Here is a 23,405-nt window from a genome sequence, read left to right on the forward strand (position 1 = left end):
CGCAGGTCACTTGAAGCGCACCAGCGTCACGGCCGGTGCGAACGAGCGGTACACCGGGATGCGGTACTGGTGCTGGACGAGCCTGCCCAGCATGCCGCGTCCCGGTGGCAGCTTCACCGCCCGCACCTCGGCGATCGACGGATGCGCCGAGTGCAGCTTCTGCCGCTCGTCCGGAGCCATCGACCAGTGCATGGGCGGAATGGTCAGGTTCCCGATCCGCAGCTTGCCCTCGCGGGCCAGCTTCGTGATCCAGCGAGGCATGGAGTCCAGGATCATCACCCCGCCCGGCAGCCGCTCCGCGCAGGCGGCGAGGATCTCCCGTACCTCCGCCGGCTTGAGGTACATCAGCAGCCCCTGGGCCGTCACGATCACGCCGCGCGAGGGGTCCTCGATCGCGTCGAGCCAGCTCAGGTCGGTGGCGGACTTCGCGATGATCCGGTGCCGCGGATGCTCGGGCAGCAGCCGCGCCCGCAGCTCCGCGCCGTCCGGGAGCTCCACGCTCAGCCAGCTCAGACGCCCGTTGTCCACGCGCCAGAAGCTGGTCTCCAGACCCTCGCCGAGCGCGACCACCGTCGCCTCGGGCCGGCGCGCCGTGTAGTTGGCAATGGACCGGTCGAAGCACAGCGACCTGAGGCCCTGGGTCTGCGCGAACAGCGGGTTCGGCGGACCGAGCTGCTCCTCGAAGGGGTGGTCGAGGGTGTCCACCAGGCGGATCGCGAGCGGGTCGTGCAGCACGGCGTCGGGCCTGCGCGCCTCGCAGGCCCGGTTCCACAGCGTCCACAGCAGGGTCTCCGGCACGCCCTCGAGGGCGGGGCGCACCCGGGCGGTCTCGGGCACAAGGGTCTCGGTCATGCCCGACAGACCACGCCACCCGCGGGCGGGCGGCAAGGCGACACTCGTATACGGGGCTCCGGCGCACCCGCCCGGATCAGCCGCGCACCCGGCGCGGCCTCACCCCCGCAGCACCAGCACCTGCCCCGCCACCACGAGCAGCACATGCTCGCACTCGCTCGCGAACGCCGCGTTCAGGCGGCCGAGTTCGTCCCGGAAGCGGCGCCCCGACGCGGTCGCGGGCACCACGCCCGAGCCCACCTCGTTCGACACGGCGACCACGGTGCGCCTCGACTGCCGTACGGCGCACACCAGTTGGGCCACCTGCTCGCGCAGCGCACGGTCGCCGCCGGCCGCCCACTTCGCGTCGTCCCAGGCCTCCACCTTGTCCATCGCGTCCGTCAGCCACAGTGACAGACAGTCGATGAGCAGCGGCGGCCCCTCCTCCTCCAGGAGCGGCACCAGATCGCAGGTCTCCGTCGTACGCCACGAACCGGGCCGCCGCTCGCGGTGCAGGCGGATCCGGTCGGCCCACTCGGCGTCCCCGTCCCGTACGCCCCCGGTCGCCACGTACAGGACCTCCGGGAAGGACTCCAGGCGCCGCTCGGCCTCCACGGACTTGCCCGAGCGCGCGCCGCCGAGCACGAGCGTGCGCCGCGGCAGATCCGGTACGGCGTGGTACTCGCCGACCACCAGCGTCGTACCGTCGCGCACCGCACGGGCCCCCGCCGCCGCAAGCCGGCGGTCCAACTCCGGCCCGGACGGGGCGTCGTGATCGATGTGCACCGCGAGCACATCCGTGGTCGCCGCCACCGCGCCGGCCGCGCGCAGCTTCGCCAGCGCGTCCGGCCGGCCGAGCACATCGGCGAGGACCATGTCGTACGGCTCCGGCCGCGCCACCTCGCCGGCGGGCGCCGCACCGGGCGGCAGATAGAGCACCGACTCGCCGCCGGGACCCGTCACTTCGTACCCCGTGCCGGGGGCGTCGAGCGCGACCGCCCGCACCCGGTGGCCGTCCAGGAGCGCCAGCTCGCTGCCGTCCGGTACGCGGGCGGCGCGCGGCAGCCCGGCCGGGTGCTCGACGGCCGGGCCGTCGTGCGGGTGCGAGAGCAGCACCTGCTGCACCCCGGCGAGGGAGTGCCCGGCGCGGGCCGCGGCGAACGCGGCGCCCGGGGTGAGGTCGAGCAGCAGCACGCCGTCCACCAGCACCGCGGCCGCCGAGCGCGCGTACGGGCCGAGGGCGCCGGCGCAGGACGCGCAGGGGCAGTCGGGGCGGGGCAGTCCGGCCGGGGCGCCGGTGCCGAGCAGTGTCAGTTCCACAGGGCGATCCTCCCGCGTCGGCACGGCTCGTGCGCGCCCGGATAGGCTGCTCCTCACCTTGGTAGCACCCCGCTACCTGCGGTCGGAGGCTGAACCGGTTCTTTGGAGGCTGGCATGAGCGCATGGACGTGGCGGTTCGAGAAGTCCGACGGCAGCGAGGTCGAACCGGCGGTGACGCCCGAGGAGTTCACCACCCAGGGCGACGCGGAGTCCTGGATCGGCGAGCACTGGAAGGACCTCCTGGCCGGCGGTGCGGACCAGGTGCATCTCTTCGAGGACACCACCAAGATCTACGGGCCGATGAGCCTGCACGCCGACACGGACACGGAGTCCGAGGCCGGCTCGGAGAAGGCCGAGGCCTGACGGGCGGGCGGGGTGCGGGACCACAGGTCCCGCGCCCCGCCCCCCGTCCTACATCTCGCCGAGCGTGACCTCGGCCGTCCTGCGCGAGCCCTCGCGCTCGTACACCACCGTGACCTTGTCGCCGGGCTTCTTGGCCGCGAGCGCCTCGGAAAGCGAGGTGATGGTGGAGACCTCCTCGTCGCCGAAGCGCGTGATCACATCACCCTGCTCCAGGCCCGCCTTCGCCGCCGCGCCGTCCGACTCGACCGCGACCACGGCGACGCCCGCCGGCCGGTAGTCCTCGCCGAGCACCGTACGGCCCGAGATGTCGAGCGCGGCCCGGCCCGAGTCGGTGACCTCGCCGTCCTCGACGATCTGCTCGGCGACCGTCTGCACCATCGATGCGGGGATCGCGAACCCGATGCCGGGTGCCGCGCTGTCGCCCATCTCCGGGTCGGTGGCCGCGAGGGTCGGGATGCCGATGACCTCGCCGTCGAGGTTCACCAGGGCGCCGCCGCTGTTGCCCGGGTTGATGGCCGCCGAGGTCTGCACCATGTTGCCGATGGTGGCGCCCGGGCTGCCGCCGGTACGCGGCTCGCTGACGGTCCGGCCGGTGGCCGAGACGATGCCCTGGGTCACGCTGGAGGACAGGCCGAGCGGCGAGCCCATGGCCAGGACGATCTGCCCGACCTCGACCTTCGTGGAGTCGCCCAGCTTCGCGGCCTTCAGACCGCTCGGTGGATTCTCCAGCCGGATCACGGCGAGGTCCTGCTCGGGGTAGCTGGAGACCAGCTTCGCGGCGAGCTCGCGGCCGCCGGTGGCCGCGGTGACCTTGAAGGTCTTCTCCTCGCCGACGACGTGCGCGTTGGTGACGATGTGGCCCTTGTCGTCGTAGACGACGCCGGAGCCGAGGCTGTCGCCCGCGGTGATCTGCACGACGGACGGCAGCACGTCCTTGATCACCCGGGTGTAGTCCTCCTGGAGCGCGGCCCCGTCCTTGCGGGCGACCGCGGCGGCCTGGGTGGTCGCGTCGGTGTCGGCCGTGTCGGAGCCGGAGCCCGAGCAGCCGGCGAGCAGGGCGGCGGCGCCCAGGGCGGCGGTCAGGGGCAGGGATATCCGGGTGAGCGGACGGGAGCTGCGAGTTCGGTTCATGTCCGGATTGTCCCCATCGCGCCACCCGTTCGGCCTCTTGTACGGGGCCGATCAGGTGGCCGCCCGGGGCTGTGTGCCGGCGTCCCGCACGCCCGCGTCCTCCCCGTCCTCCGTGTCCTGTTCCGGTGCCGCGGAGGCCAGGAACTGCGTCGCCGCCAGCTCCCCGTACAGCGGGTCGGAGGCCACCAGCTCCCGGTGCGTGCCCACGGCCCGTACCCGGCCCGCGTCCATCACCACGATCCGGTCGGCCAGCGTCACCGTCGACAGGCGGTGGGCCACGACCAGGACCGTCACCTCGCGGGACACCTCGGCGACCACGTCGCGCAGCGCCAGCTCGTTCACGGCGTCCAGCTGCGAGGTGGCCTCGTCGAGCAGCAGCAGCCGGGGCTTCCTGAGCAGGGCGCGGGCGATGGCCACGCGCTGCCGCTCGCCGCCCGACAGCTGCGAGCCGCGGTGCCCGACCAGCGAGTCGAGGTCCTCGGGCAGCCGCTCCACGAGTGCGTCGAGCCGGGCCCGTACGAGCACCTCCGCGAGCTCGTCCTCGGTGGCCTGCGGCGCCGCGAACAGGAGATTCTCGCGCAGGGTCCCCGCGAGCACCGGCGCGTCCTGCTCCACGTACCCGATCTGCGCGCGCAGGTCGGCCAGCGGCCAGGAGCGCACATCGCGGCCGTCCACGAGCACCCGGCCGCCGCTCACCTCGTAGAACCGCTCGATCAGCCCGAACACCGTGGTCTTGCCGGCCCCGGACGGTCCGACGAACGCGGTCATGCCGGGCCCGGGCACCTCGAAGCTCACGCCGTGATGGACGTACGGCAGCTCCTCGCGGTACCGGAACCGCACGTCTTCGAAGGCGACCGAGGCGGGCGCGGACGCCCTGGCGCGGACCTCGCCCGCCGCACCCGCCTCTGCGTCGCCGGCCTGCGCGTCGCCCGTCTCCTCGGTCTCCATCCGCTCGGCCTGCACGATGCGTGCGATGGCCGCGGCGCCCACCTGGTACTGGGTGGCGGCCTCGACAAGCCGCGAGACCGGGTCGATCAGATAGAAGAGGAAGAGCAGGAAGGCCACCAGCGTGGACACCGAGATCGCCCCGGAGGCCACTCGCGCACCGCCGATCCCGAGGACCGCGAGGAACGACACCTGGACGGCGAGCCCCACCGAACTCCACGCCACCGCCTGCCACTTGGCCGAGCGCACCCCGTGCCGCCAGGCCTCCTGCGCGGCCTCCTGCACGGCCGCCGACTCGCGCAGTTCGGCCCCGGAGGCCTTGACCGTACGGAACGCGCCGAAGGCCCGCTCCAGGGCGGTGGAGATCACCCCGACCGCCTCCTGCGCCCGGGCGGTGGCCTGCGAGATCTTCGGCATGACCAGGGCGACGGCGCCGCCGATCAGCACGATCACGCCGACCGTGACCCCGAGCAGGACCGGATCCATCAGGCCCATCAGGACGATGGTGGCGATGAACGTGAGCCCGCCGGACACGGCCGAGACCACGGACTGGGTGGTCACCGCGCGCAGCAGGGTCGTGTCCGAGGTGACGCGGGACATGAGATCGCCGGGCTGGGTCCGCTCCACCTCGGGGATCCGCAGCCGCAGCATCCGGCCCACGAGGGTGCGCCGGGCGGCGAGTACCACGGACTCCGCGGTGCGTTCGAGGACGTACGCGCCCACGGACTCGATCGCCGTACCGGCCACGACCAGGACGGTCAGCAGGATCAGGATCCCGACGATCGACTCGTCCCCGCCCAGCCGGTCCACCAGGGCCTTCGCGGCCAGCGGCTGGGCGAGTCCGGTCACGGCCCCGACGAGGGTGAGCAGCGCCCCGAGCGCCACCACCCAGCGATGCGGCCGGAAATGCCGGTAGAGGGCACGCCAGGTCTCCCGGGCGGGCAGCCGCTGGGTGTCGCCGTGTGTCCCGCCGCCGCTGTGTTTCACGTCCTCACTCACGAGAAAGAGGACGCACCACGCGCGTCTTCACCTGCCCGCGTCTCGCGAAAACGCCCGCTGGCCAGGGCCGGGAACGGGGAGACGCCGCGCGGGGGGTTTGGGGGGCGTCAGCCCCCCAACGCACACCCCGTCGCGGAGCGACGGAGCACGGCGCCGGCATGGGAAAGCCCCGCCGGGAACGGGAGACGCCCCGCCGGGACCGGCGAATCCCCCCGTCGGGACGGGCGACCCCTCCCGCCGGGTCTGGCAAACCGCCCCGCCGGGTGGGGGCTTGGGGGGCGTCAGCCCCCCAACTCACAACCCGTCGCGGAGCGACGGAGCACGGTGCCCGCCGGAGACACAGCACCTCACCCCCGTACACCACACAAATGCATCAGGGAGGCGACCTGCCGATACGGATCCGTCCGCCCCGCCCGCTCCTCCGCGAGCAGCAGCCGCTCCAGCTCCTGGCCCGTCGGAACCGTCGCATCGTCGGCGGCCTGGTCCGTGAAGACCCGCACCCCGTACCAGGCGTGCAGCGGCGCACCGATGCCGGCGAGCGAGGAGGTGAGGGTGGTGAGGCGGTCGGCGCGCACGGTCAGGCCGAGCCGGTTCTCGTACACGGGGGAGTCGAACGCCGCGAGCGCGGTGTCCCACTGTCCGGCCAGGCCCGGGCGCATCGCGAGCGCGTCCGCGTTCCGTACGAGCAGCGAGAGCAGCCCGCCGGGCGCGAGCATCCGCGCGAGGCCGGCGAGCAGCGCGTCCGGCTCCTCGACGTACATCAGGACGCCGTGGCACAGGACCACGTCGAAGGCGCCCGGCAGGAAGTGCACCCCGGTGTCGCGGCCGTCCCCCTGGATCAGCCGGACCCGCTCGCGGATCCCGGCCGGCTCCTTGTCGAGCGCCGTACGGGCCGCGCCCAGCATCGCCGGATCCGACTCCAGACCGGTCACCTTGTGCCCGGCGCGGGCCAGCCGCAGCGCCTGCGTGCCCTGGCCCATGCCGACGTCGAGGATCCGCAGCCGGCGCCCGACGGGGAAGCGCTGGACCAGCTGCTCGTCGAGCTGCCGTGTCACGAGCTCCTGGCGGACCGCGTCACGCAGCCCGCCCATGAGCTCCAGCCACTTCGCCACACCACCCGCGAAGGACCCCGTACCCCCCGTGAACGACTCCGCGCTCAGGGCCGCTCTCCGCGCTTGACCTGCGGCTTCGGCAGGCGCAGGCGACGCATCTGGAGGGTGCGCATCAGGGCGTAGGCGACGGCGCCGCGCTTCGGCTCGTCCGGGAAGCGCTCACGGAGCTGCTTCTTGAGGCGGAAGCCGGTGAACACCGAGTCGACCACGATCATGAGGATCACGGCGAGCCACAGGAGCAGCGCGATGTTCTGCAACTGGGCGTTGCGCAGCATGCTGAGGACCAGGATGACCACGGCCATCGGCAGGAAGTACTCGGCGATGCAGAAGCGCGAGTCGACGAAGTCGCGCGCGAACTTGCGCACCGGACCCTTGTCACGGGCCGGCAGGTAGCGCTCGTCGCCGCTGGCCAACGCGGCGCGCTGCTTGGCCATGTCCGCACGGCGGGCGTCGCGCTGGCGCTTCGCCGCCTCCTTGCGGGTCATCGGCGTATTGGCCACGCTGCGGCGCTGCGACTGGGCGACGCTGCGCTTGGGGGTGGGGCGACCCTTGGGTGCCTGCGGGTCGCGGGGCGTCTGGGAGTCGACCGGCGCCGAAGCGGCGGGGGTCTTCTCATTCTTGGAGCGGCTACCGAACACGAAACCCAAGGGTACGGGGTCGGAGCGGTTGGACCACAGCCCGGCGGGGAACGATCCGACAACGCCGCGCGTCAGTACAGGGACGTAAGGGTCGTACCGCACAGGGCGGCCCGGGGGTGGGCGGACGGTTCCGGGATACGGCCCGTGTCTGTCCCTGAGAGCCACCTACTCCCTACGCCGGAGCGGACGAGGCCGTACTTCGTCCTTGGGGAGGAGCGCATCCGCACACGAACAGTGCGGTAATGGAGGCAGGGCCCGTACGCTGGGTTCTGTCGCAGTGCTGGAGCGGACAGTCGGCTGGATCAGTCAAGAAGGGGGCGCGCGAAGCCCATGAGCGGTGTCATGAAGCGTATGGGGATGATCTTCCGCGCGAAGGCGAACAAGGCCCTGGACCGGGCCGAGGACCCGCGCGAGACCCTCGATTACTCGTACCAGAAGCAGCTGGAGCTGCTGCAGAAGGTGCGCCGCGGCGTCGCCGACGTGGCGACCAGCCGCAAGCGCCTGGAGCTGCAGCTCAACCAGCTGCAGTCGCAGTCCTCCAAGCTGGAGGACCAGGGCCGCAAGGCGCTCGCGCTCGGCCGTGAGGACTTGGCCCGCGAGGCCCTGTCCCGCCGTGCCGCGCTGCAGCAGCAGGTCACGGACCTGGAGACGCAGCACCAGACGCTGCAGGGCGAGGAGGAGAAGCTCACGCTCGCCGCCCAGCGCCTGCAGGCCAAGGTGGACGCCTTCCGTACGAAGAAGGAGACCATCAAGGCCACGTACACCGCGGCCCAGGCCCAGACCCGCATCGCCGAGTCCTTCTCGGGCATCTCCGAGGAGATGAGCGATGTCGGTACGGCCATCCAGCGCGCCGAGGACAAGACCGCGCAGCTGCAGGCCCGCGCCGGCGCCATCGACGAGCTGCTCGCCTCGGGCGCCCTCGACGACGCCTCGGGTCTCGCCCGCGACGACATCCAGTCCGAGCTCGACCGCCTCTCCGGCGGCACGGACGTGGAGCTGGAGCTCGCCCGGATGAAGGCCGAGCTCGCGGGCGGCAGTTCGGCGCAGAAGCAGGCCATCGAAGGCGGCCAGGGCGGCCAGACCCCGGCGCAGCAGCCGCAGGACACCCCCCGCTTCGACAAGCAGTAGGACCTTCGCCGAGCCTCGGGACCTCTTCATGGATCAGCAGGATCAGAAGGAGAGCGACATGATCGTACGGATCATGGGGGAGGGGCAGGTGAAGCTGGCCGACAGCCACTTCGCCGAGCTGAACAAGCTGGACGACGAGCTCTTGGAGGAGATGGAGAACGGCGACGGCCCCGGCTTCCGCCGCACGCTCCACGCCCTCCTCGACAAGGTGCGCGAGTTGGGCGAGCCGCTCCCCGACGACGCGCTCGAGCCCTCGGAGCTCATCCTGCCCCCGCCGGACGCGACCCTCGAAGAGGTCCGCGACCTGCTCAGCGACGACGGCCTGATCCCGGGCTGAGGCCCTCAAGGCCTGATCCCGGGCTGAGGCCCCCGCGGCCCCGCCCGCTCCCAGCACACGAGCGCCCCGCGCCTTCCGCCTCTCGGCGGCGGGTGCGGGGCGCTCGTGCGTGCGCGCGGCCCGGGCGCGCGCGGTCTAGTCCCGTTCCCCGTCCTGTTCCCGTTCCCTGTCCTGTTCCCGGTCCCGTACAACACCTGCCATCACCGTCTCCACCATCCGCAGCACGTCCTCCTCCGACGGCGGCCCGCTGTGGCGGTCGGCGAAGAGCAGGTGGCCGGCGCCGATGAGGGTGGGGGCGAGGACGGCGGCCTCGGCCCCGGCGGCGATCCGGCCCCGCTCCTGTTCGGCGGCGAGATAGTCCGCGAGCATCGCGGTCGCCTCGGTGAGCAGCGGGACACCGCTCGGGGTCTCCGCACGCAGCCGGGCGCGCAGCACGTCCCGCGAGGTGATCAGGCCGACGAGCGCCACCGCCACCGACTGGAACACCTCCGTGAGCGCGCCGGCCACGTGCCCGGTGACGCTGCCGGTCCCCGCGACCTCCCGCAAGGCCTCGCCCTGCCGCCCGACCCGGACGATCCGGTCCCGCACCAGTTCCGCGAGGAAGGCGTCGAAATCCGCGAAGTGCCGGTGCAGCACCCCCTTCGCGCAGCCCGCCTCGGTGGTGACGGCCCGGCTGGTCAGGGCGCTCGGCCCGTCCCGCAGCAGGACGCGTTCGGCGGCGGCGAAGAGCTGCTCGCGTACGTCCCTGATGGCGACGCCTGTCGGCACGGTCGGGGTCCTCCCTTGTCGAGTGGGCAAGTGCCCACTTAAGGTGGGCGCATGCCCACTATCCCTGCCGGCGAGCCCCACCGCCACCGTCGTATGGCCGAGTCCTTCGGCGCGGACGCGGCGCGCTACGACCGCGCCCGCCCCCGCTACCCCGCCGAGATGACCGACCGCATCGTCGCCGAGAGCCCCGGCCCCCGCCTGCTCGACGTCGGCTGCGGTACGGGGATCGCGGCGCGGCAGTTCCAGGCCGCGGGCTGCACGGTCCTCGGTGTCGAACCCGACGCCCGCATGGCCGAGTTCGCCCGGACCCGCGGGCTCGACGTGGAGGTGGCCCGCTTCGAGGAGTGGGACGCGGCGGGCCGCACCTTCGACACCGTGGTCTCGGGCCAGGCGTGGCACTGGATCGACCCGGCCGCGGGCGCGCGGGCCGCCGCCGCGGTCCTGCGCCCGGGCGGCCGGCTCGCGCTCTTCTGGAACGCGTTCCGGCTGCCGGCCCCGGTCGCCGAAGCGCTCGTCACGGCCTGCCGCGAGGTGATGCCGGACGCGCCCTTCGACGTGAGCGTCCTGGGCGGTCAGCCGGCCGACGCGTACGGTCCGGTCCTCGCGAAGGCCTCCGCGGGACTCGCGGAGGCGGGCGGCTTCACCGACCCCGTCGAGTGGACCGTCACCTGGTCGAGCGACTGCTCCCGCGCCGCCTACCTCGACCAGCTCCCCACCACGGGCGCGGCCGCCCGCCTCGCACCGGACGACCTGGCCTTCGTACTCGACCGCGTGGGCACGGCGATCGACGCACTCGGCGGTTCCTTCACGATGAGCTATACGACGGTGGTGCTCGGCGCGCGCCGCACGGCTGGTCTGTAGGCGGCCGGGACCTCGCGCGGAACACCCGGTACCGTTCCCGAAGTGACCTCCCTAGCCCGCATCCGAGACTGGCTCACGGCCCACCCGCTGGCCTTCGACGCCACCCTGGCCGCCGCCGTCCTCGCGTGCATGGTCACCGCCTCCTTCGTGGAGCCGTACGGCGTGCACGGGCCGCACTTCGGCCGGGCGCCCGAGGCGATCAGCGTGATCCTGATGCTGGTCAGCGCAGGCGCCCTGGTGTTCCGGCGCCGTGCCCCCTTCCTCGTTCTGCTCGTCACGGTCGCCGCCACCCTCGCCGAACTGACCACCGGCGAGCAGCGCGCCCCCGTGATGATGGCCGTGGTCATCGCCCTGTTCACGGTCGCCTCGATGACGGACCGCCCCACGACCTGGCGGTTCGCCCTGCCGGTCATGGTCGTCCTGACCGCGGTCGCGATGCTCACGAGCAAGCTGCCCTGGTACGCGCAGGAGAACCTCGGCACCGTCGCCTGGTCCGGCATGGCCGCCGCGGCCGGTGACGCGCTGCGCAGCCGGCGCGCCTTCGTCGACGCCATCAGGGAGCGCGCCGAGCGCGCCGAGCGCACCCGCGAGCAGGAGGCCCTGCGCCGGGTCGCCGAGGAGCGGCTGCGGATCGCCCGCGACCTGCACGACGTGGTCGCCCACCACATCGCCCTCGTCAACGTCCAGGCCGGCGTCGCCTCGCACGTCATGGACAAGCGCCCCGACCAGGCCAAGGAAGCCCTCGCCCACGTCCGCGAGGCCAGCCGCTCCGCGCTCAACGAACTGCGCGCCACCGTCGGCCTGTTGCGCCAGTCCGGCGACCCCGAGGCACCCACCGAACCGGCCCCCGGCCTCGCCCGCCTCGACGACCTGCTCGCCACCTTCCGCGCCGCCGGTCTGCCCGTGGAGCTGGTGAAGGCCGACCGGTCCGAGCCGCTGCCGGCCGCCGTGGACCTCGCCGCGTACCGGATCATCCAGGAGGCCCTGACCAACGTGCAGAAGCACGCGGGCGAGGGCGCCGAGGCCGAGGTCAGCGTGTTGCGCGTGGGCCGCAACCTGGAGATCACCGTGCTCGACAACGGCGGCTCGCCCGACAGCACCCCCGCGTCCGCCCCCGAACCGGCGGCGGAGGACAGGCAGCCCGCGGGGGTCCGCCAGGGCCGCACCCCGCACGGCCCGCCGCCCGAGCCGCCCGCCAGGTCCGACGGCGGCCACGGCCTGATCGGCATGCGCGAGCGGGTCTCCGCGCTCGGCGGCACCTGCACCACCGGGCCCCGCTACGGAGGCGGCTTCCGCGTCCATGCGATCCTGCCTCTGAGCACCGAGTCCCCGGCGGCACAGGGCCGTTCCCGCACGTGCCTGTGAACCGGGCGGTGCCGGCGCCGGCTCACCCGTCGGCGGAGACGTCGGCTCACCTGCCGGCGGAGACACCGGCCCACCTGCCGGCAAAGGCACCGGCTCATCCGCCGGCCCCCGCGCCGGCGGAGCGGCCGGCGCACGCACCGATGAACCTGCCAGCGGCGCACGCACCGATGATCCCGCCGGTGCGCCGCGCGCGATCCCGTACGGGGGAGAAGCCATGACCATCCGTGTCCTGCTCGCCGACGACCAGGCCCTGCTGCGCAGCGCGTTCAAGGTGCTCGTCGACTCCGAGCCCGATATGGAGGTCGTGGGCGAGGCCTCCGACGGCGCCGAGGCCGTGGCGCTCGCCCGCTCCGAGCGTGCCGACGTCGTCCTCATGGACATCCGCATGCCCGGCACGGACGGCCTCGCCGCCACCCGCATGATCAGCGAGGACCCCGAACTCTCCCAGGTGCACGTGGTGATGCTCACGACCTTCGAGGTCGACGAGTACGTGGTGCAGTCCCTGCGGGCCGGCGCCTCCGGCTTCCTCGGCAAGGGCTCCGAGCCCGAGGAGCTGCTCAACGCCATCCGCGTGGCCGCCGACGGCGAGGCGCTGCTCTCGCCGGTCGCGACCAAAGGGCTGATCGCCAAGTTCCTCGCGCAGGGCGGCAGTTCGCAGTCCGACGGCGACGAGGGCGGGGCGCACGCCGAGAGGCTCGCGCAGCTCACCGGACGCGAGCGCGAGGTGCTGGTGCAGGTCGCCGGCGGGCTGTCCAACGACGAGATCGCCGAGCGGCTCAGCGTCAGCCCGCTCACCGTGAAGACCCATGTGAACCGCGCGATGGCCAAGCTCGGCGCGCGCGACCGCGCCCAACTCGTCGTCATCGCCTACGAGTCCGGACTTGTCCGGCCGAAGGCCGACTGATCCCACCCGGTCCCCGGGGGCGAACCTGGACGAGCCGGACGCGCTCCCTCCGAGGGTTGAGTGCGCGTACTGCGCACGCAGTACGCGCGCGCCCGGGAAACGGGTCCGGGGGCCGAGGAATCCCCTTCCTCGATGGCTGATCGTGTACGCGGGCACCTCTCTGCGCCTGACCGCACGGGCGCCGCGTGCCCTCCTGCCGCGCAAGCCACAGAAGGAAGTCCCCATCCCATGTCCTGGCTGTCCAGATTCAGCCTCGCGCAGCGAGCCCTGATCGGGCTGGTGTCGATCGTCGCCCTGGTGTTCGGCGCCATCGCCATCCCCCAGTTGAAGCAGCAGTTGCTGCCCTCCATCGAACTGCCGATGGTGTCGGTGATCGCCCCGTACCAGGGCGCCTCTCCCGATGTGGTCGAGAAGCAGGTCGTGGAGCCGCTCGAGGACTCCCTCGAAGCGGTCGACGGCATCAAGTCCGTCACGGCCACCGCCAGCGAGGGCAACGCCCTGCTCATGGCCTCCTTCGACTACGGCGACGGCACCAAGCAGCTGGTCGCCGACGTCCAGCAGGCCGTCAACCGCGCCCGCGCCCAGCTGCCCGACGACGTGGACCCGCAGGTCGTCGCCGGTTCCACCGACGACATCCCGACCGTGGTGCTCGCCGCCTCGGCCGAGGGCAAGGACCAGCAGGCGCTCGCCGACGAGCTCGACCGCTCGGTGGTGCCGGTGCTCGAAGGCATCGACGGGGTCGCCCAGGTGGCGATCGACGGCGTGCGCGACGTCGAGGTCTCGGTCACGCCCGACGACGCGAAGCTGGCCAAGGCGGGCCTGACCCCGGCCGCGCTGGTCCAGTCGCTCCAGGCGGGCGGCGCCACGCTGCCGGCCGGCTCCTTCGACGAGGACGGCAAGAACCGCACCGTCCAGGTCGGCGGCGGCTTCACCTCGCTGGAGCAGATCGAGAACCTGATGGTCACCGGCGGCCAGGGCCAGGCTCCGGGCGCCAAGGCGCCGAAGCCCGTACGCCTCGCCGACGTCGCGAAGGTCGAGGAGACCGAGGCCAAGGCCGACTCCCTGACCCGTACGAACGGCGAACCGAGCCTCGCGATCGTCGTCACCATGGACCAGGACGGCTCCGCGGTCGCGATCTCCAAGGCGGTCGAGGACGAACTGCCCTCCCTGCGCAAGGACTTGGGCGCGGGCGCCGACCTGACCGTGGTCTCCGACCAGGGCCCGGCCGTCGAGAAGTCCATCTCCAGCCTGACCACCGAGGGCGCGCTCGGCCTCGCCTTCGCGGTCATCGTGATCCTGGTCTTCCTCGCGTCCCTGCGCTCCACGCTGGTCACCGCGGTCTCGATCCCGCTGTCGGTCGTGCTCGCGCTGATCGTCCTGTGGACCCGCGATCTCTCGCTCAACATGCTCACGCTGGGCGCGCTCACGATCGCGATCGGCCGGGTCGTGGACGACTCGATCGTGGTCCTGGAGAACATCAAGCGGCATCTCACCTACGGCGAGGAGCGCAAGGACGCCATCCTCAATGCCGTGCGCGAGGTCTCCGGCGCCGTCACCTCCTCCACCCTCACCACCGTCGCCGTCTTCCTGCCGATCGGTCTGGTGGGCGGCATGGTGGGCGAGCTGTTCGGCTCGTTCTCGCTGACCGTCACGGCCGCGCTGCTCGCGTCCCTGGTCGTCTCCCTGACGGTCGTCCCGGTCCTGTCGTACTGGTTCCTGCGCGCGCCCAAGGGCACGTCCACGGACCCGGAGGAGGCCCGGCGTGCGGCGGAGGAGAAGGAGGCGAAGAGCATCCTTCAGCGCGCCTACGTCCCGGTGCTGCGCTTCGCCACCCGCCGCCGCATCACCAGCGTCGTGATCGCGCTCGTGGTCCTGGTCGGCACGTTCGGCCTCGCCCCCATGCTCAAGACCAACTTCTTCGACCAGGGCGAGCAGAAGGTCCTCTCCATCAAGCAGGAGCTGGAGCCCGGCACCAGCCTGGCCGCCACGGACGCGGCCACGAAGAAGATCGAGCAGGTGCTCGAGGGCATCGACGAGGTCAAGGAGCACCAGGTCACCGTCGGTTCCTCCGGCTGGCTCGCGGCCTTCGGCGGCGGCACGGACACCAACCAGGCCTCGTACCAGATCACGCTCACCGACGATGCCTCGTACGAGGAGACGCGCGACAAGATCGACGCCGAGCTCGCGAAGCTCGACGGCATCGGGGACACCCGTATCGCCGCCGGTGACGGCTTCGCCAACCAGGACCTGAGCGTGGTCGTGAAGGCCGCGGACGCCGAGGTCCTGGAGCGGGCGGCCGAGCAGGTACGGGCCGAGGTGGCGAAGATCGACGACGTCACCGACGTCCAGAGCGACCTCGCCCAGTCCGTCCCGCGGATCTCGGTCCGCGCCAACGACAAGGCCGCGGCGGCCGGTTACAACGACGCCACCCTCGGCCAGGTCGTCGCCCAGTCCGTCCGCGGCACCCCGAGCGCCAAGGCGATCCTGGACGACACCGAGCGCGACGTGCTGGTGAAGTCCGCGAACCCGGCCACCACGGTGGACGAGCTGAAGAATCTGAACCTCGGCCGGGTCAAGCTCGGTGACATCGCCACCGTCGAGGTCGTGGACGGCCCGGTCTCCATGACCCGGATCGACGGCTCGCGCGCGGCCACCATCACGGCCAAGCCGACCGGCGACAACACGGGCGCGGTCAGCGCCTCGCTGCAGACCAAGCTGAACCAGCTGGAGAAGGACCTGCCCGACGGCGCCACCGTCTCCATCGGCGGTGTCTCCGAGGACCAGGACGAGGCCTTCGCCTCGCTCGGCCTCGCAATGCTCGCGGCGATCGCCATCGTCTTCATGCTCCTGGTGGCGACCTTCAAGTCCCTGGCCCAGCCGCTGATCCTGCTGGTCTCCATCCCGTTCGCGGCCACCGGCGCGATCGGCCTGCTCATCGCCACGGGCACCCCGATGGGCGTTCCGGCGCTGATCGGCATGCTGATGCTCATCGGCATCGTGGTGACCAACGCGATCGTCCTGATCGACCTGATCAACCAGTACCGGGCCCAGGGCCTTGGGGTGGTCGAGTCGGTCATCGAGGGCGGCCGCCACCGTCTGCGCCCGATCCTCATGACGGCGCTCGCCACGATCTTCGCGCTGCTGCCGATGGCCGCGGGCGTCACGGGCGAGGGCGGCTTCATCGGCCAGCCCCTGGCCATCGTGGTGATCGGCGGCCTGCTGAGCTCCACGCTCCTGACCCTGCTCCTGGTCCCGACGCTGTACGCGATGCTGGAGCTGCGCAAGGAGAAGCGGGCGAAAAAGAAGGCGGCCAAGAAGGCCAAGCGCGCGAACAGCGACGCCGGCATTCCGGAGCAGCCCTCCGAGCCGGGTACGGACGTGGACTCGGACTCGGATCTCCTGGACGCCCTGGACCACTGACAGGCCGTACGGAAGACCGAAGGGCGCCCCGCAGGTGTGCGGGGCGCCCTTCGGGCATGGAGCGGCTCTACGGCAGAGCGAGCATCCGCTCGAGGGCCAGCTTGGCGAAGGACTCGGTCTCCTTGTCGACCTGGATCTGGTTGATCAGCTTGCCGTCCGCAAGCGACTCAAGGGCCCATACGAGATGGGGCAGATCGATCCGGTTCATGGTCGAGCAGAAGCAGACCGTCTTGTCGAGGAAGACGACCTCCTTGCCCTCCGGCGCGAACCGGTTGGCGAGGCGGCGCACCAGGTTGAGCTCGGTGCCGATGGCCCACTTGGAGCCGGCCGGGGCGGCCTCCAGGGTCTTGATGATGTACTCCGTCGACCCCACGTAGTCCGCGGCGGCGACGACCTCGTGCTTGCACTCGGGGTGCACGAGGACGTTGACACCCGGGATGCGCTCGCGCACGTCGTTCACGCTGTCGAGGCTGAACCGGCCGTGCACGGAGCAGTGCCCGCGCCACAGGATCATCTTGGCGGCGCGCAGCTCTTCGTTCGTCAGGCCGCCGTTGGGCTTGTGCGGGTTGTACACCACACAGTCGTCCAGGGACATCCCCATGTCCCGCACGGCGGTGTTCCGCCCGAGGTGCTGGTCCGGCAGGAACAGCACCTTCTCACCCTGCTCGAACGCCCAGTCCAGTGCGCGCTTGGCATTGCTGGACGTGCAGATGGTGCCACCGTGCTTGCCGGTGAACGCCTTGATGTCGGCGGAGGAGTTCATGTAGCTCACCGGCACCACCTGCTCGGCTATGCCGGCCTCGGTCAGTACGTCCCAGCACTCGGCGACCTGCTCGGCGGTGGCCATGTCGGCCATGGAGCACCCGGCGGCGAGATCGGGCAGCACGACCTTCTGGTCGTCACCGGTCAGAATGTCCGCCGACTCGGCCATGAAGTGCACGCCGCAGAACACGATGTACTCGGCCTCGGGCTTCGCGGCCGCGTCCCGCGCGAGCTTGAACGAGTCGCCGGTGACATCCGCGAACTGGATGACCTCGTCGCGCTGGTAGTGGTGCCCGAGCACGAACACCTTGTCGCCGAGCTTCTCCTTGGCCGCGCGCGCACGCTCGACCAGGTCCGGGTCGGACGGGGACGGCAGGTCGCCGGGGCAGTCCACACCGCGCTCGCTCTTGGGGTCGGCTTCGCGGCCGAGCAGCAGCAGGGCGAGCGGAGTCGGCTGCGGGTCAACGCTGTGGGCAAGGTCCTGGGCCGTGGTCACGTCACGCACCCTTTCTTCTTCCGGCGGGCAGACCCACCGTCCGGGCCTGCTTTTCGTCGAATTGACGCTATCTATCATAACTGCTTCACGTCAGATTGACGATGCCTGGATGTGTCGATGTGACGCATTCCCCTACGGCGCCTGCGTCCCCCTCTGCGCGGCGCGCTCTCCATCTGCACCTGCCCCCGCACCCTGCTGCGCCGCTCCGCGCCGCGGACGACCACCGGGGGCTGACGCCCCCGACCCCCCTCTCCCCGGGGCTCCGTCCCGGGCGCCGTTTCCTGGGAGCTTCACCCCGGACCCCGATTCCTGAAAGCTGCGCCTCGGCCGTGTTTCCCGGGGCTGCGCCTCGGCCGGATCCTCTCCGGGGATGACCCTCCCGGTCCGGTGGTCTCGGGGCGGAGCCCGGGGTGCAGAGGAGCCCGGGTGTGCAGGGGGCAGAGCCCGGGGGTCCGGGGCGGAGCCCCCGCGGGGTCCGGGGCGGAGCCCCGAACGGGGTTGGGGGCGTCAGCCCTCAAGTACTCCGGCGTCGCGGAGCGGCGCAGCAGCGTCGGGCCGCAGGCCCGCACCGCCTGGGGACCGAAGCGCCCCGTACACACTCGGCCCTCCTCGGTCCCGCCACACCCGCGCCCGCGCACCGCCCCTGAGCCCGGGGCACCCCACACCCACCCCCAGGGACCGGGGCTCCCAAGCCCCAACCCCCGCCCCGTGCCCCGACCCACCCCGATGTGCGAGCATGAAGAAGCAAGGCCGCACGCCGGAAAATCGCCCCGTGGAACGGGGAATGATTCGGCGGCCACCGAGGTTGGCCGAAGCGGAAGCAGTCTCCGTACTACCCGGGAGAGATGTAGATGTCCGTTCAGGACGAGAAGACCACCGTGAGCGACGGCATCATCCTGTCCGACGCCGCCGCCTCCAAGGTCAAGGCTCTGCTCGACCAGGAAGGCCGTGACGACCTGGCCCTGCGTGTCGCGGTCCAGCCCGGCGGCTGCTCCGGCCTGCGCTACCAGCTGTTCTTCGACGAGCGCCAGCTCGACGGCGATGTCGTCAAGGACTTCGACGGCGTGAAGGTCGTCACCGACCGCATGAGCGCCCCCTACCTGGGCGGCGCCTCGATCGACTTCGTCGACACCATCGAGAAGCAGGGCTTCACGATCGACAACCCCAACGCCACCGGCTCCTGCGCCTGCGGCGACTCGTTCAGCTAAGTCTCAGCACGACGACGAGGAGGGCGGCACCCCGTACCGAACGGGGTGCCGCCCTCCTCGTATGTCCGAAGACGCCGGCCCGGCTACTTCCGCGGCACCCGCGCCCCGTCCGCCCCGACGACCTCGCGCTCCCCGAGCGGCTGCTCCAACTGCACGGACTTCTTCTGCTCCTTGGCGATCATGATGCAGTACTTGCCGGGCTCCTGCGGCGTGTCCGTCACGGTCACCGTGACCCGGTCGCCGCTCTCCTTGACGGACGCCGTGTAGTCACTGCACACCCCGGCCCAGAAGTGCACGGTGAGCGTGCGTCCCGAGGTCTCGTACGACTCGATCTTGACGTTCTGCGGCCCTGCCGGATCCGACCCGTCCTCGGGCTCACCGGGAGTCGGCGTCGGCACCGGAGCCGTCGGCCGCTCCGTACCGGCGGGCGGCTCCGAAGGCCCACCCGGCTCCGAAGGCACCGTTTCCGACGGCAGCGGCGCCGGCGCCCGCAGATACTCCTTCGCGACCGCCGGATGCGTCACCGTCACCGGCTCCGCCCCCGCCTGCGCCACCGAGAACAGCCACGCGGGCACCAGCACCTGCCGCCCCTTCTCGTGGTACGCCGCGAGCCCGAGCACCGCCGACTCCACCGCCACCCGCTGCGGCTTGGGCGGCGCGGGCTTCGCACCCGGCTCGCACGGCTGCTGCGGCTCGCCGACCGTCAGCTCGTCCTCGTGCGGCACGGCACTGGCGCAGCCCCCGATCTTCCCCGGCACGACACCGGGCGTCGAGGCCGCACTCAGCTGCTTCAGCGCTTCATCCGCACCGATGACCGGATACGAGACCCCCTTCACCGGCTCTGCCAACTGCCCGCTCGCGCCGGAGATCTCACCGTCAGGCCCGACCTGGATCCCGGTCGAGACCCCGTACGTGGGCAGCCCGTCCACCACGGGGTCCGCGTTGACCACGCGTGCGGCGCCCATCGTCTGGCGCGCGTCGAGCTTCGCGTCGTCCTGCCCCAGCGCCTTGAGGACGGGGGCCGCCGCGGCCTTGGCCTTCGCCTCGTCGACGGGCGGCAGATTCGCCAGGCCCGAGGACCCGACGGGCTTGTCGCACCCGCCCTCACGCGGGCAGGTCCCCGGATCGCCGACCAGCGGCGCGTACGTCCAGGTCCCCGGCGCCTGCTTGGCCACGGTGAGCAGCGGCGCGTTCCTGCCCGTACCCACCCGCCACTCGGCACCCTGCGAGGTCACCTCGCCCTGCATCCCCAGCGCGTCCGCGAGCTTCCCGACCTGCTCCTTCGACACCTCGCCCGAGGCCCGGTACACCGGCACCGACTCGGGCGCCTCGGGCAGCTCACCGCGCGCCGTGAACACCGCACCGCCCGGCACCGGTTCGCCACCGCCGGCGTGCGGCGTGTAGCCGTCGAGCGTCAGCGGGGGAGGGGCGTCGCCCGAGGGCGCGCCGGAGTCACCGCGTCCGCCTCCGGAGGAGCCGCTGGTCGCGAGATACGCACCGCCGCCGCCCGCGAGCAGCACGGCCGCCGCGACCGAGGCCACGACCAGCCGGGACCTGGGCCCCCGGGTCTCCTCACGTATGCCTTCGCTGCTCACTGCCGCACTCCTTCACCAGGGCCGGGCGCACCGGACCGTATGCCGTCTCCCCACGACGGGGGATCGACAGTGGGACGGCCCGAGGGAGTGTTCGGTTCCCTGGCGCGCGACGGCGGGGCGCGGGTGCGGAGAGGGGCGCTCAGTCCCCGTACTCGGACATCCCGTCCAGCATCCGCGCGGACGCCGGTGGCACGACGATCCCATGGATGAGCGAGGGCGGCACGGGGGAGGCGGTGACGGCCCGCGGGGCCGTCCAGTGCGGCACCATCCGCGCGCAGTCCCCCTGCAGCTGCTTCAGCGTGAAGTCCTGAGAGGTGGGCGCGGGCGCCGTGTGCTTCGACATGACCGCACCGTACGCATGTGGGGGCGGCAAGAAAAAGGTCTACTTTACGGTAATTTCGCTGGTTCAGAGTTACGCCGACTTCCCGGTAGCGTGAGGTGTCAACCCCAGCCCACGCCCAGGAGACCCAACGTCGTGCGTATCGCAGTCACCGGCTCCATCGCCACCGACCACCTGATGACCTTCCCCGGCCGCTTCGCCGACCAGCTGGTCGCCGATCAGCTGCACACGGTCTCCCTGTCCTTCCTCGTCGACAACCTCGACGTACGCCGCGGCGGCGTCGCCGCGAACATCTGCTTCGGCATGGGACAGCTCGGTACGCAGCCGGTGCTGGTCGGCGCGGCGGGCTCGGACTTCGACGAGTACCGCGCCTGGCTGGACCGGCACGGCGTCGACACCTCCTCGGTCCGTATCTCCGAGACGCTGCACACCGCGCGCTTCGTGTGCACCACGGACAAGGACCACAACCAGATCGGCTCCTTCTACACGGGCGCGATGAGCGAGGCCCGCCTGATCGAGCTGAAGACCGTCGCCGACCGCGTGGGCGGGCTCGACCTGGTCCTGATCGGTGCGGACGACCCGGAGGCGATGCTCCGGCACACCGAGGAGTGCCGCTCGCGGAAGATCCCCTTCGCCGCCGACTTCTCGCAGCAGATCGCGCGCATGGACGGCGACGAGATCCGCACGCTGCTGGACGGCGCCACGTACCTCTTCTCGAACGAGTACGAGAAGGGTCTGATCGAGTCCAAGACCGGCTGGTCCGACGCCGAAATCCTCGGCCGCGTCGGCCACCGCGTGACCACCCTCGGCTCGCGCGGCGTGCGCATCGAGCGCGTCGGCGAGGAGTCCATCGAGGTCGGCTGCCCGGAGGAGGAGGCCAAGGTCGACCCGACCGGCGTCGGCGACGCGTTCCGCGCGGGCTTCCTGTCGGGTCTGTCGTGGGGCGTCTCGCACGAGCGGGCGGCGCAGATCGGCTGCATGCTCGCGACCCTGGTCATCGAGACCCTCGGCACCCAGGAGTACACCCTGCGCCGCGCCCACTTCATGGACCGCTTCACGAAGGCGTACGGCTTCGAGGCGGCCGCGGAGGTCCAGGAGCACCTGGCGTAACCCGTCCCGCTCCCGGCATCGTTTCAGCCCCGCCGGCGTTTGAGGCGATCCGAACGAAGTTCGGATGCGGGGGCCCGGGGGCGAGAGCCCCCGGTTTCGGGAAGGGGCGGGGCGGGGGAGAAGGCCCGCCGCAGGCGCCACGGCCCCGCACCGGCCAACGCACCGAGCCGGGGGCTCCGCCCCCTGCACCCCCGCGGGGCGCGCCCTGCACCTCCGCAGGGCAAGCCCCCGCACAGCCCGGCCCCGCGCCCGACAGCGCACCGAGGCGGGGGCTCCGCCCCCTGCACCCCCGCGGGGTGAGCGTCCTTCATCCCCGCGGGGTGAGCGTCCTTCATCCCCGCGGTATGCCCCGCACCCCGCAGAGCCCAAGCCCCCGCACCCCTACGAAAGCCGGCGGACCACGTACCCCCACCCCCGGTCCGCCGGCACCTCGCCCACGAACTCGTGCCCCCGCAGATGGCACCACGCACGGATGTCCAGCTCCGCCACCTCGTCGTCGGAGACGACCGTCACCGTCCCGCCGACCGCCACCTGCCCGATCGCCTTCGCCAGCTCGATCACCGGCAGCGGGCACCGCTTGCCGAGCGTGTCGAGCACGAGCGACTCGCGCCCCGCCGAAGCGCCCCCGCCGACGGGCGCCCCCAGCTGATCCCGCACGGAGGACACCGCCCCCGGCAGCACCCCGAGGAACCGCTCCACGTCCTCGCGCGAGGTCCCCGCCGGCAGCGAGACCCGCACGTTCCCCTCGCTCAGCACCCCCATCGCCTTGAGCACATGGCTCGGCGTCAGCGTGGAGCTCGTACAGGACGAACCGGACGAAACAGAGAATTCCGCCCGGTCCAGCTCGTGCAGCAGCGTCTCTCCATCGACATAGAGACAAGAGAACGTGACGATATGCGGCAGCCGCCGCTCAGCATCGCCCACGACCTCCACATCCGGGACGAGCTCCGGCACCCGCGCCCGGATCAGCGCGGTCAACTCCCGCAGCCGGGCGGCCTCTTGAGCCGCCTCCGCCCGCACCGCCCGCAGCGAGGCCGCCGCCGCCACGATCGCCGGCAGGTTCTCGAACCCGGGCACCCGTCCCGACTCCCGCTCGTCGACGGGCCCTTGTACGGAGAAGCGCACCCCCTTGCGTACGGCGAGCAGCCCCACACCCGCGGGCCCGCCCCATTTGTGCGCACTGCCGGTGAGCAGCGACCAGTCGCCCTCCACCGGCCCCCACGCCAGCGACTGCGCGGCATCGACCAGGAGCGGCACCCCGACGGAACGGCACACCTCGGCGATCTCGCCCACGGGCTGGACCGTGCCCACCTCGTGGTTGGCGGACTGCAAGCACGCGAGCGCGGTGTCCTCGCGCAGCGCCCGTACGAACAAAGAGGTGTCCACACGACCCCCGCGGTCCACCGGGATCTCCGTCACCTCCCCGCCCTGCCCCTCATGGACGGCGGCCGAATGGAGCACCGCGGAGTGCTCCACGGCCGACACGATCAAGTGACGTCCGGCGCGCCGCCGTCCGGCGAGCGCCCCCGCGATCCCGGTGTGCAGCGCCTGCGTCCCGGACGCCGTGAACACCAGCTCGTCCGGCCGGCAGCCCACCGCCTCGGCGGCCGCCTCGCGCGCGGCGTCGAGCAGCATCCGCGCCCGGCGCCCCTCGCGATAGAGCCGGGAGGGATCGGCCCAGCCCTCGTCGAGCGCGGCGAGCAGCGCCTGGCGGGCGACGGGGTGCAGGGGAGCGGAGGTCGCGGCATCGAAGTACGGCACGTCCTCACGCT

General features: G+C 72.2%; 20 protein-coding genes. 9 read left to right on the forward strand and 11 right to left on the reverse strand.

Translation table 11 applies throughout. The features are described from left to right. Positions 1 to 6: 6 nt before the first annotated feature. Together BLT97_RS13185 and BLT97_RS13190 are read right to left on the reverse strand one after the other, a co-directional pair. Entirely contained in the window at positions 7 to 852 is an 846-nt protein-coding gene (locus tag BLT97_RS13185) for a class I SAM-dependent methyltransferase (protein WP_093609463.1), read from the reverse strand. Between the two features lie 99 nt (positions 853 to 951). Continuing rightward, entirely contained in the window at positions 952 to 2,151 is a 1,200-nt protein-coding gene (locus tag BLT97_RS13190; RefSeq protein WP_093609465.1) for a bifunctional adenosylcobinamide kinase/adenosylcobinamide-phosphate guanylyltransferase, read from the reverse strand. Positions 2,152 to 2,265: 114 nt separating this feature from the next. On the opposite strand from BLT97_RS13190, the gene BLT97_RS13195 reads away from it, so the two are divergent. Further along, positions 2,266 to 2,514 carry a hypothetical protein gene (locus BLT97_RS13195; RefSeq protein ID WP_093609467.1) on the forward strand — a complete coding sequence of 83 codons (249 nt, stop codon included), beginning with the start codon at positions 2,266 to 2,268 and terminating at the stop codon, positions 2,512 to 2,514. 48 nt (positions 2,515 to 2,562) lie between these two features. Here the strand turns inward: BLT97_RS13195 and BLT97_RS13200 are convergent, their stop codons facing one another. The 4 genes from BLT97_RS13200 to BLT97_RS13215 form a co-directional block, all read right to left on the reverse strand. Continuing rightward, entirely contained in the window at positions 2,563 to 3,645 is a 1,083-nt protein-coding gene (locus BLT97_RS13200; protein WP_093609469.1) for a S1C family serine protease, read from the reverse strand. Between the two features lie 51 nt (positions 3,646 to 3,696). Further along, positions 3,697 to 5,589, reverse strand: coding sequence for an ABC transporter ATP-binding protein (locus BLT97_RS13205; protein WP_245769304.1), 1,893 nt, complete (start codon positions 5,587 to 5,589; stop codon positions 3,697 to 3,699). 347 nt (positions 5,590 to 5,936) lie between these two features. Beyond that, the gene (locus BLT97_RS13210; RefSeq protein ID WP_093609970.1) at positions 5,937 to 6,680 is read right to left on the reverse strand and encodes a class I SAM-dependent methyltransferase; all 744 of its coding nucleotides are present in this window, start codon (positions 6,678 to 6,680) and stop codon (positions 5,937 to 5,939) included. Positions 6,681 to 6,745: 65 nt separating this feature from the next. Continuing rightward, positions 6,746 to 7,414: a DUF3043 domain-containing protein gene (locus tag BLT97_RS13215; protein WP_176953763.1), complete on the reverse strand. Its 669-nt coding sequence runs from the start codon at positions 7,412 to 7,414 to the stop codon at positions 6,746 to 6,748. Positions 7,415 to 7,669: 255 nt separating this feature from the next. Here BLT97_RS13215 and BLT97_RS13220 point away from each other — a divergent pair, with 255 nt between their 5' ends. Next, positions 7,670 to 8,467, forward strand: coding sequence for a PspA/IM30 family protein (locus BLT97_RS13220; RefSeq protein ID WP_093609473.1), 798 nt, complete (start codon positions 7,670 to 7,672; stop codon positions 8,465 to 8,467). Positions 8,468 to 8,525: 58 nt separating this feature from the next. Continuing rightward, positions 8,526 to 8,804, forward strand: coding sequence for a PspA-associated protein PspAA (gene pspAA / locus BLT97_RS13225; RefSeq protein WP_093609972.1), 279 nt, complete (start codon positions 8,526 to 8,528; stop codon positions 8,802 to 8,804). A 135-nt stretch (positions 8,805 to 8,939) separates the two neighbouring features. Here the strand turns inward: pspAA and BLT97_RS13230 are convergent, their stop codons facing one another. After that, complete coding sequence (locus BLT97_RS13230; protein ID WP_093609475.1) at positions 8,940 to 9,572, reverse strand: TetR family transcriptional regulator; 633 nt, start codon at positions 9,570 to 9,572, stop codon at positions 8,940 to 8,942. Positions 9,573 to 9,623: 51 nt separating this feature from the next. Between BLT97_RS13230 and BLT97_RS13235 the strand changes: the two genes are divergently transcribed. The 4 genes from BLT97_RS13235 to BLT97_RS13250 all read left to right on the forward strand — a co-directional run bounded on the left by BLT97_RS13235 (position 9,624) and on the right by BLT97_RS13250 (position 16,122). Continuing rightward, a complete protein-coding gene (locus tag BLT97_RS13235) occupies positions 9,624 to 10,433 on the forward strand; it encodes a class I SAM-dependent methyltransferase (protein ID WP_093609477.1) in 810 nt (269 codons plus the stop codon). Positions 10,434 to 10,475: 42 nt separating this feature from the next. Further along, on the forward strand, positions 10,476 to 11,798 hold the full coding sequence (locus BLT97_RS13240) for a sensor histidine kinase (RefSeq protein WP_245769305.1): 1,323 nt from the start codon (positions 10,476 to 10,478) through the stop codon (positions 11,796 to 11,798). A gap of 214 nt (positions 11,799 to 12,012) precedes the next feature. Next, on the forward strand, positions 12,013 to 12,702 hold the full coding sequence (locus BLT97_RS13245; protein ID WP_093609479.1) for a response regulator: 690 nt from the start codon (positions 12,013 to 12,015) through the stop codon (positions 12,700 to 12,702). Positions 12,703 to 12,930: 228 nt separating this feature from the next. Beyond that, on the forward strand, positions 12,931 to 16,122 hold the full coding sequence (locus BLT97_RS13250; protein WP_093609481.1) for an efflux RND transporter permease subunit: 3,192 nt from the start codon (positions 12,931 to 12,933) through the stop codon (positions 16,120 to 16,122). A gap of 67 nt (positions 16,123 to 16,189) precedes the next feature. Here BLT97_RS13250 and nadA read toward each other — a convergent pair whose 3' ends face one another. After that, the gene (nadA, locus tag BLT97_RS13255) at positions 16,190 to 17,389 is read right to left on the reverse strand and encodes a quinolinate synthase NadA (RefSeq protein WP_093609483.1); all 1,200 of its coding nucleotides are present in this window, start codon (positions 17,387 to 17,389) and stop codon (positions 16,190 to 16,192) included. Between the two features lie 842 nt (positions 17,390 to 18,231). On the opposite strand from nadA, the gene BLT97_RS13260 reads away from it, so the two are divergent. Beyond that, on the forward strand, positions 18,232 to 18,588 hold the full coding sequence (locus BLT97_RS13260) for a HesB/IscA family protein (RefSeq protein ID WP_093609485.1): 357 nt from the start codon (positions 18,232 to 18,234) through the stop codon (positions 18,586 to 18,588). 83 nt (positions 18,589 to 18,671) lie between these two features. Here BLT97_RS13260 and BLT97_RS13265 read toward each other — a convergent pair whose 3' ends face one another. Continuing rightward, positions 18,672 to 20,183, reverse strand: a complete 1,512-nt coding sequence (locus BLT97_RS13265; RefSeq protein ID WP_093609487.1) for a hypothetical protein — start codon at positions 20,181 to 20,183, stop codon at positions 18,672 to 18,674. Positions 20,184 to 20,322: 139 nt separating this feature from the next. After that, positions 20,323 to 20,526: a hypothetical protein gene (locus BLT97_RS13270; RefSeq protein ID WP_093609489.1), complete on the reverse strand. Its 204-nt coding sequence runs from the start codon at positions 20,524 to 20,526 to the stop codon at positions 20,323 to 20,325. Between the two features lie 132 nt (positions 20,527 to 20,658). Here BLT97_RS13270 and BLT97_RS13275 point away from each other — a divergent pair, with 132 nt between their 5' ends. Further along, positions 20,659 to 21,633, forward strand: coding sequence for a carbohydrate kinase family protein (locus tag BLT97_RS13275; protein WP_093609491.1), 975 nt, complete (start codon positions 20,659 to 20,661; stop codon positions 21,631 to 21,633). 381 nt (positions 21,634 to 22,014) lie between these two features. Here BLT97_RS13275 and BLT97_RS13280 read toward each other — a convergent pair whose 3' ends face one another. Next, positions 22,015 to 23,394, reverse strand: a complete 1,380-nt coding sequence (locus BLT97_RS13280; protein WP_093609493.1) for a cysteine desulfurase/sulfurtransferase TusA family protein — start codon at positions 23,392 to 23,394, stop codon at positions 22,015 to 22,017. Positions 23,395 to 23,405: the final 11 nt, after the last annotated feature.

The organism is Streptomyces indicus (assembly GCF_900100315.1).
Lineage (GTDB): Bacteria > Actinomycetota > Actinomycetes > Streptomycetales > Streptomycetaceae > Streptomyces > Streptomyces indicus.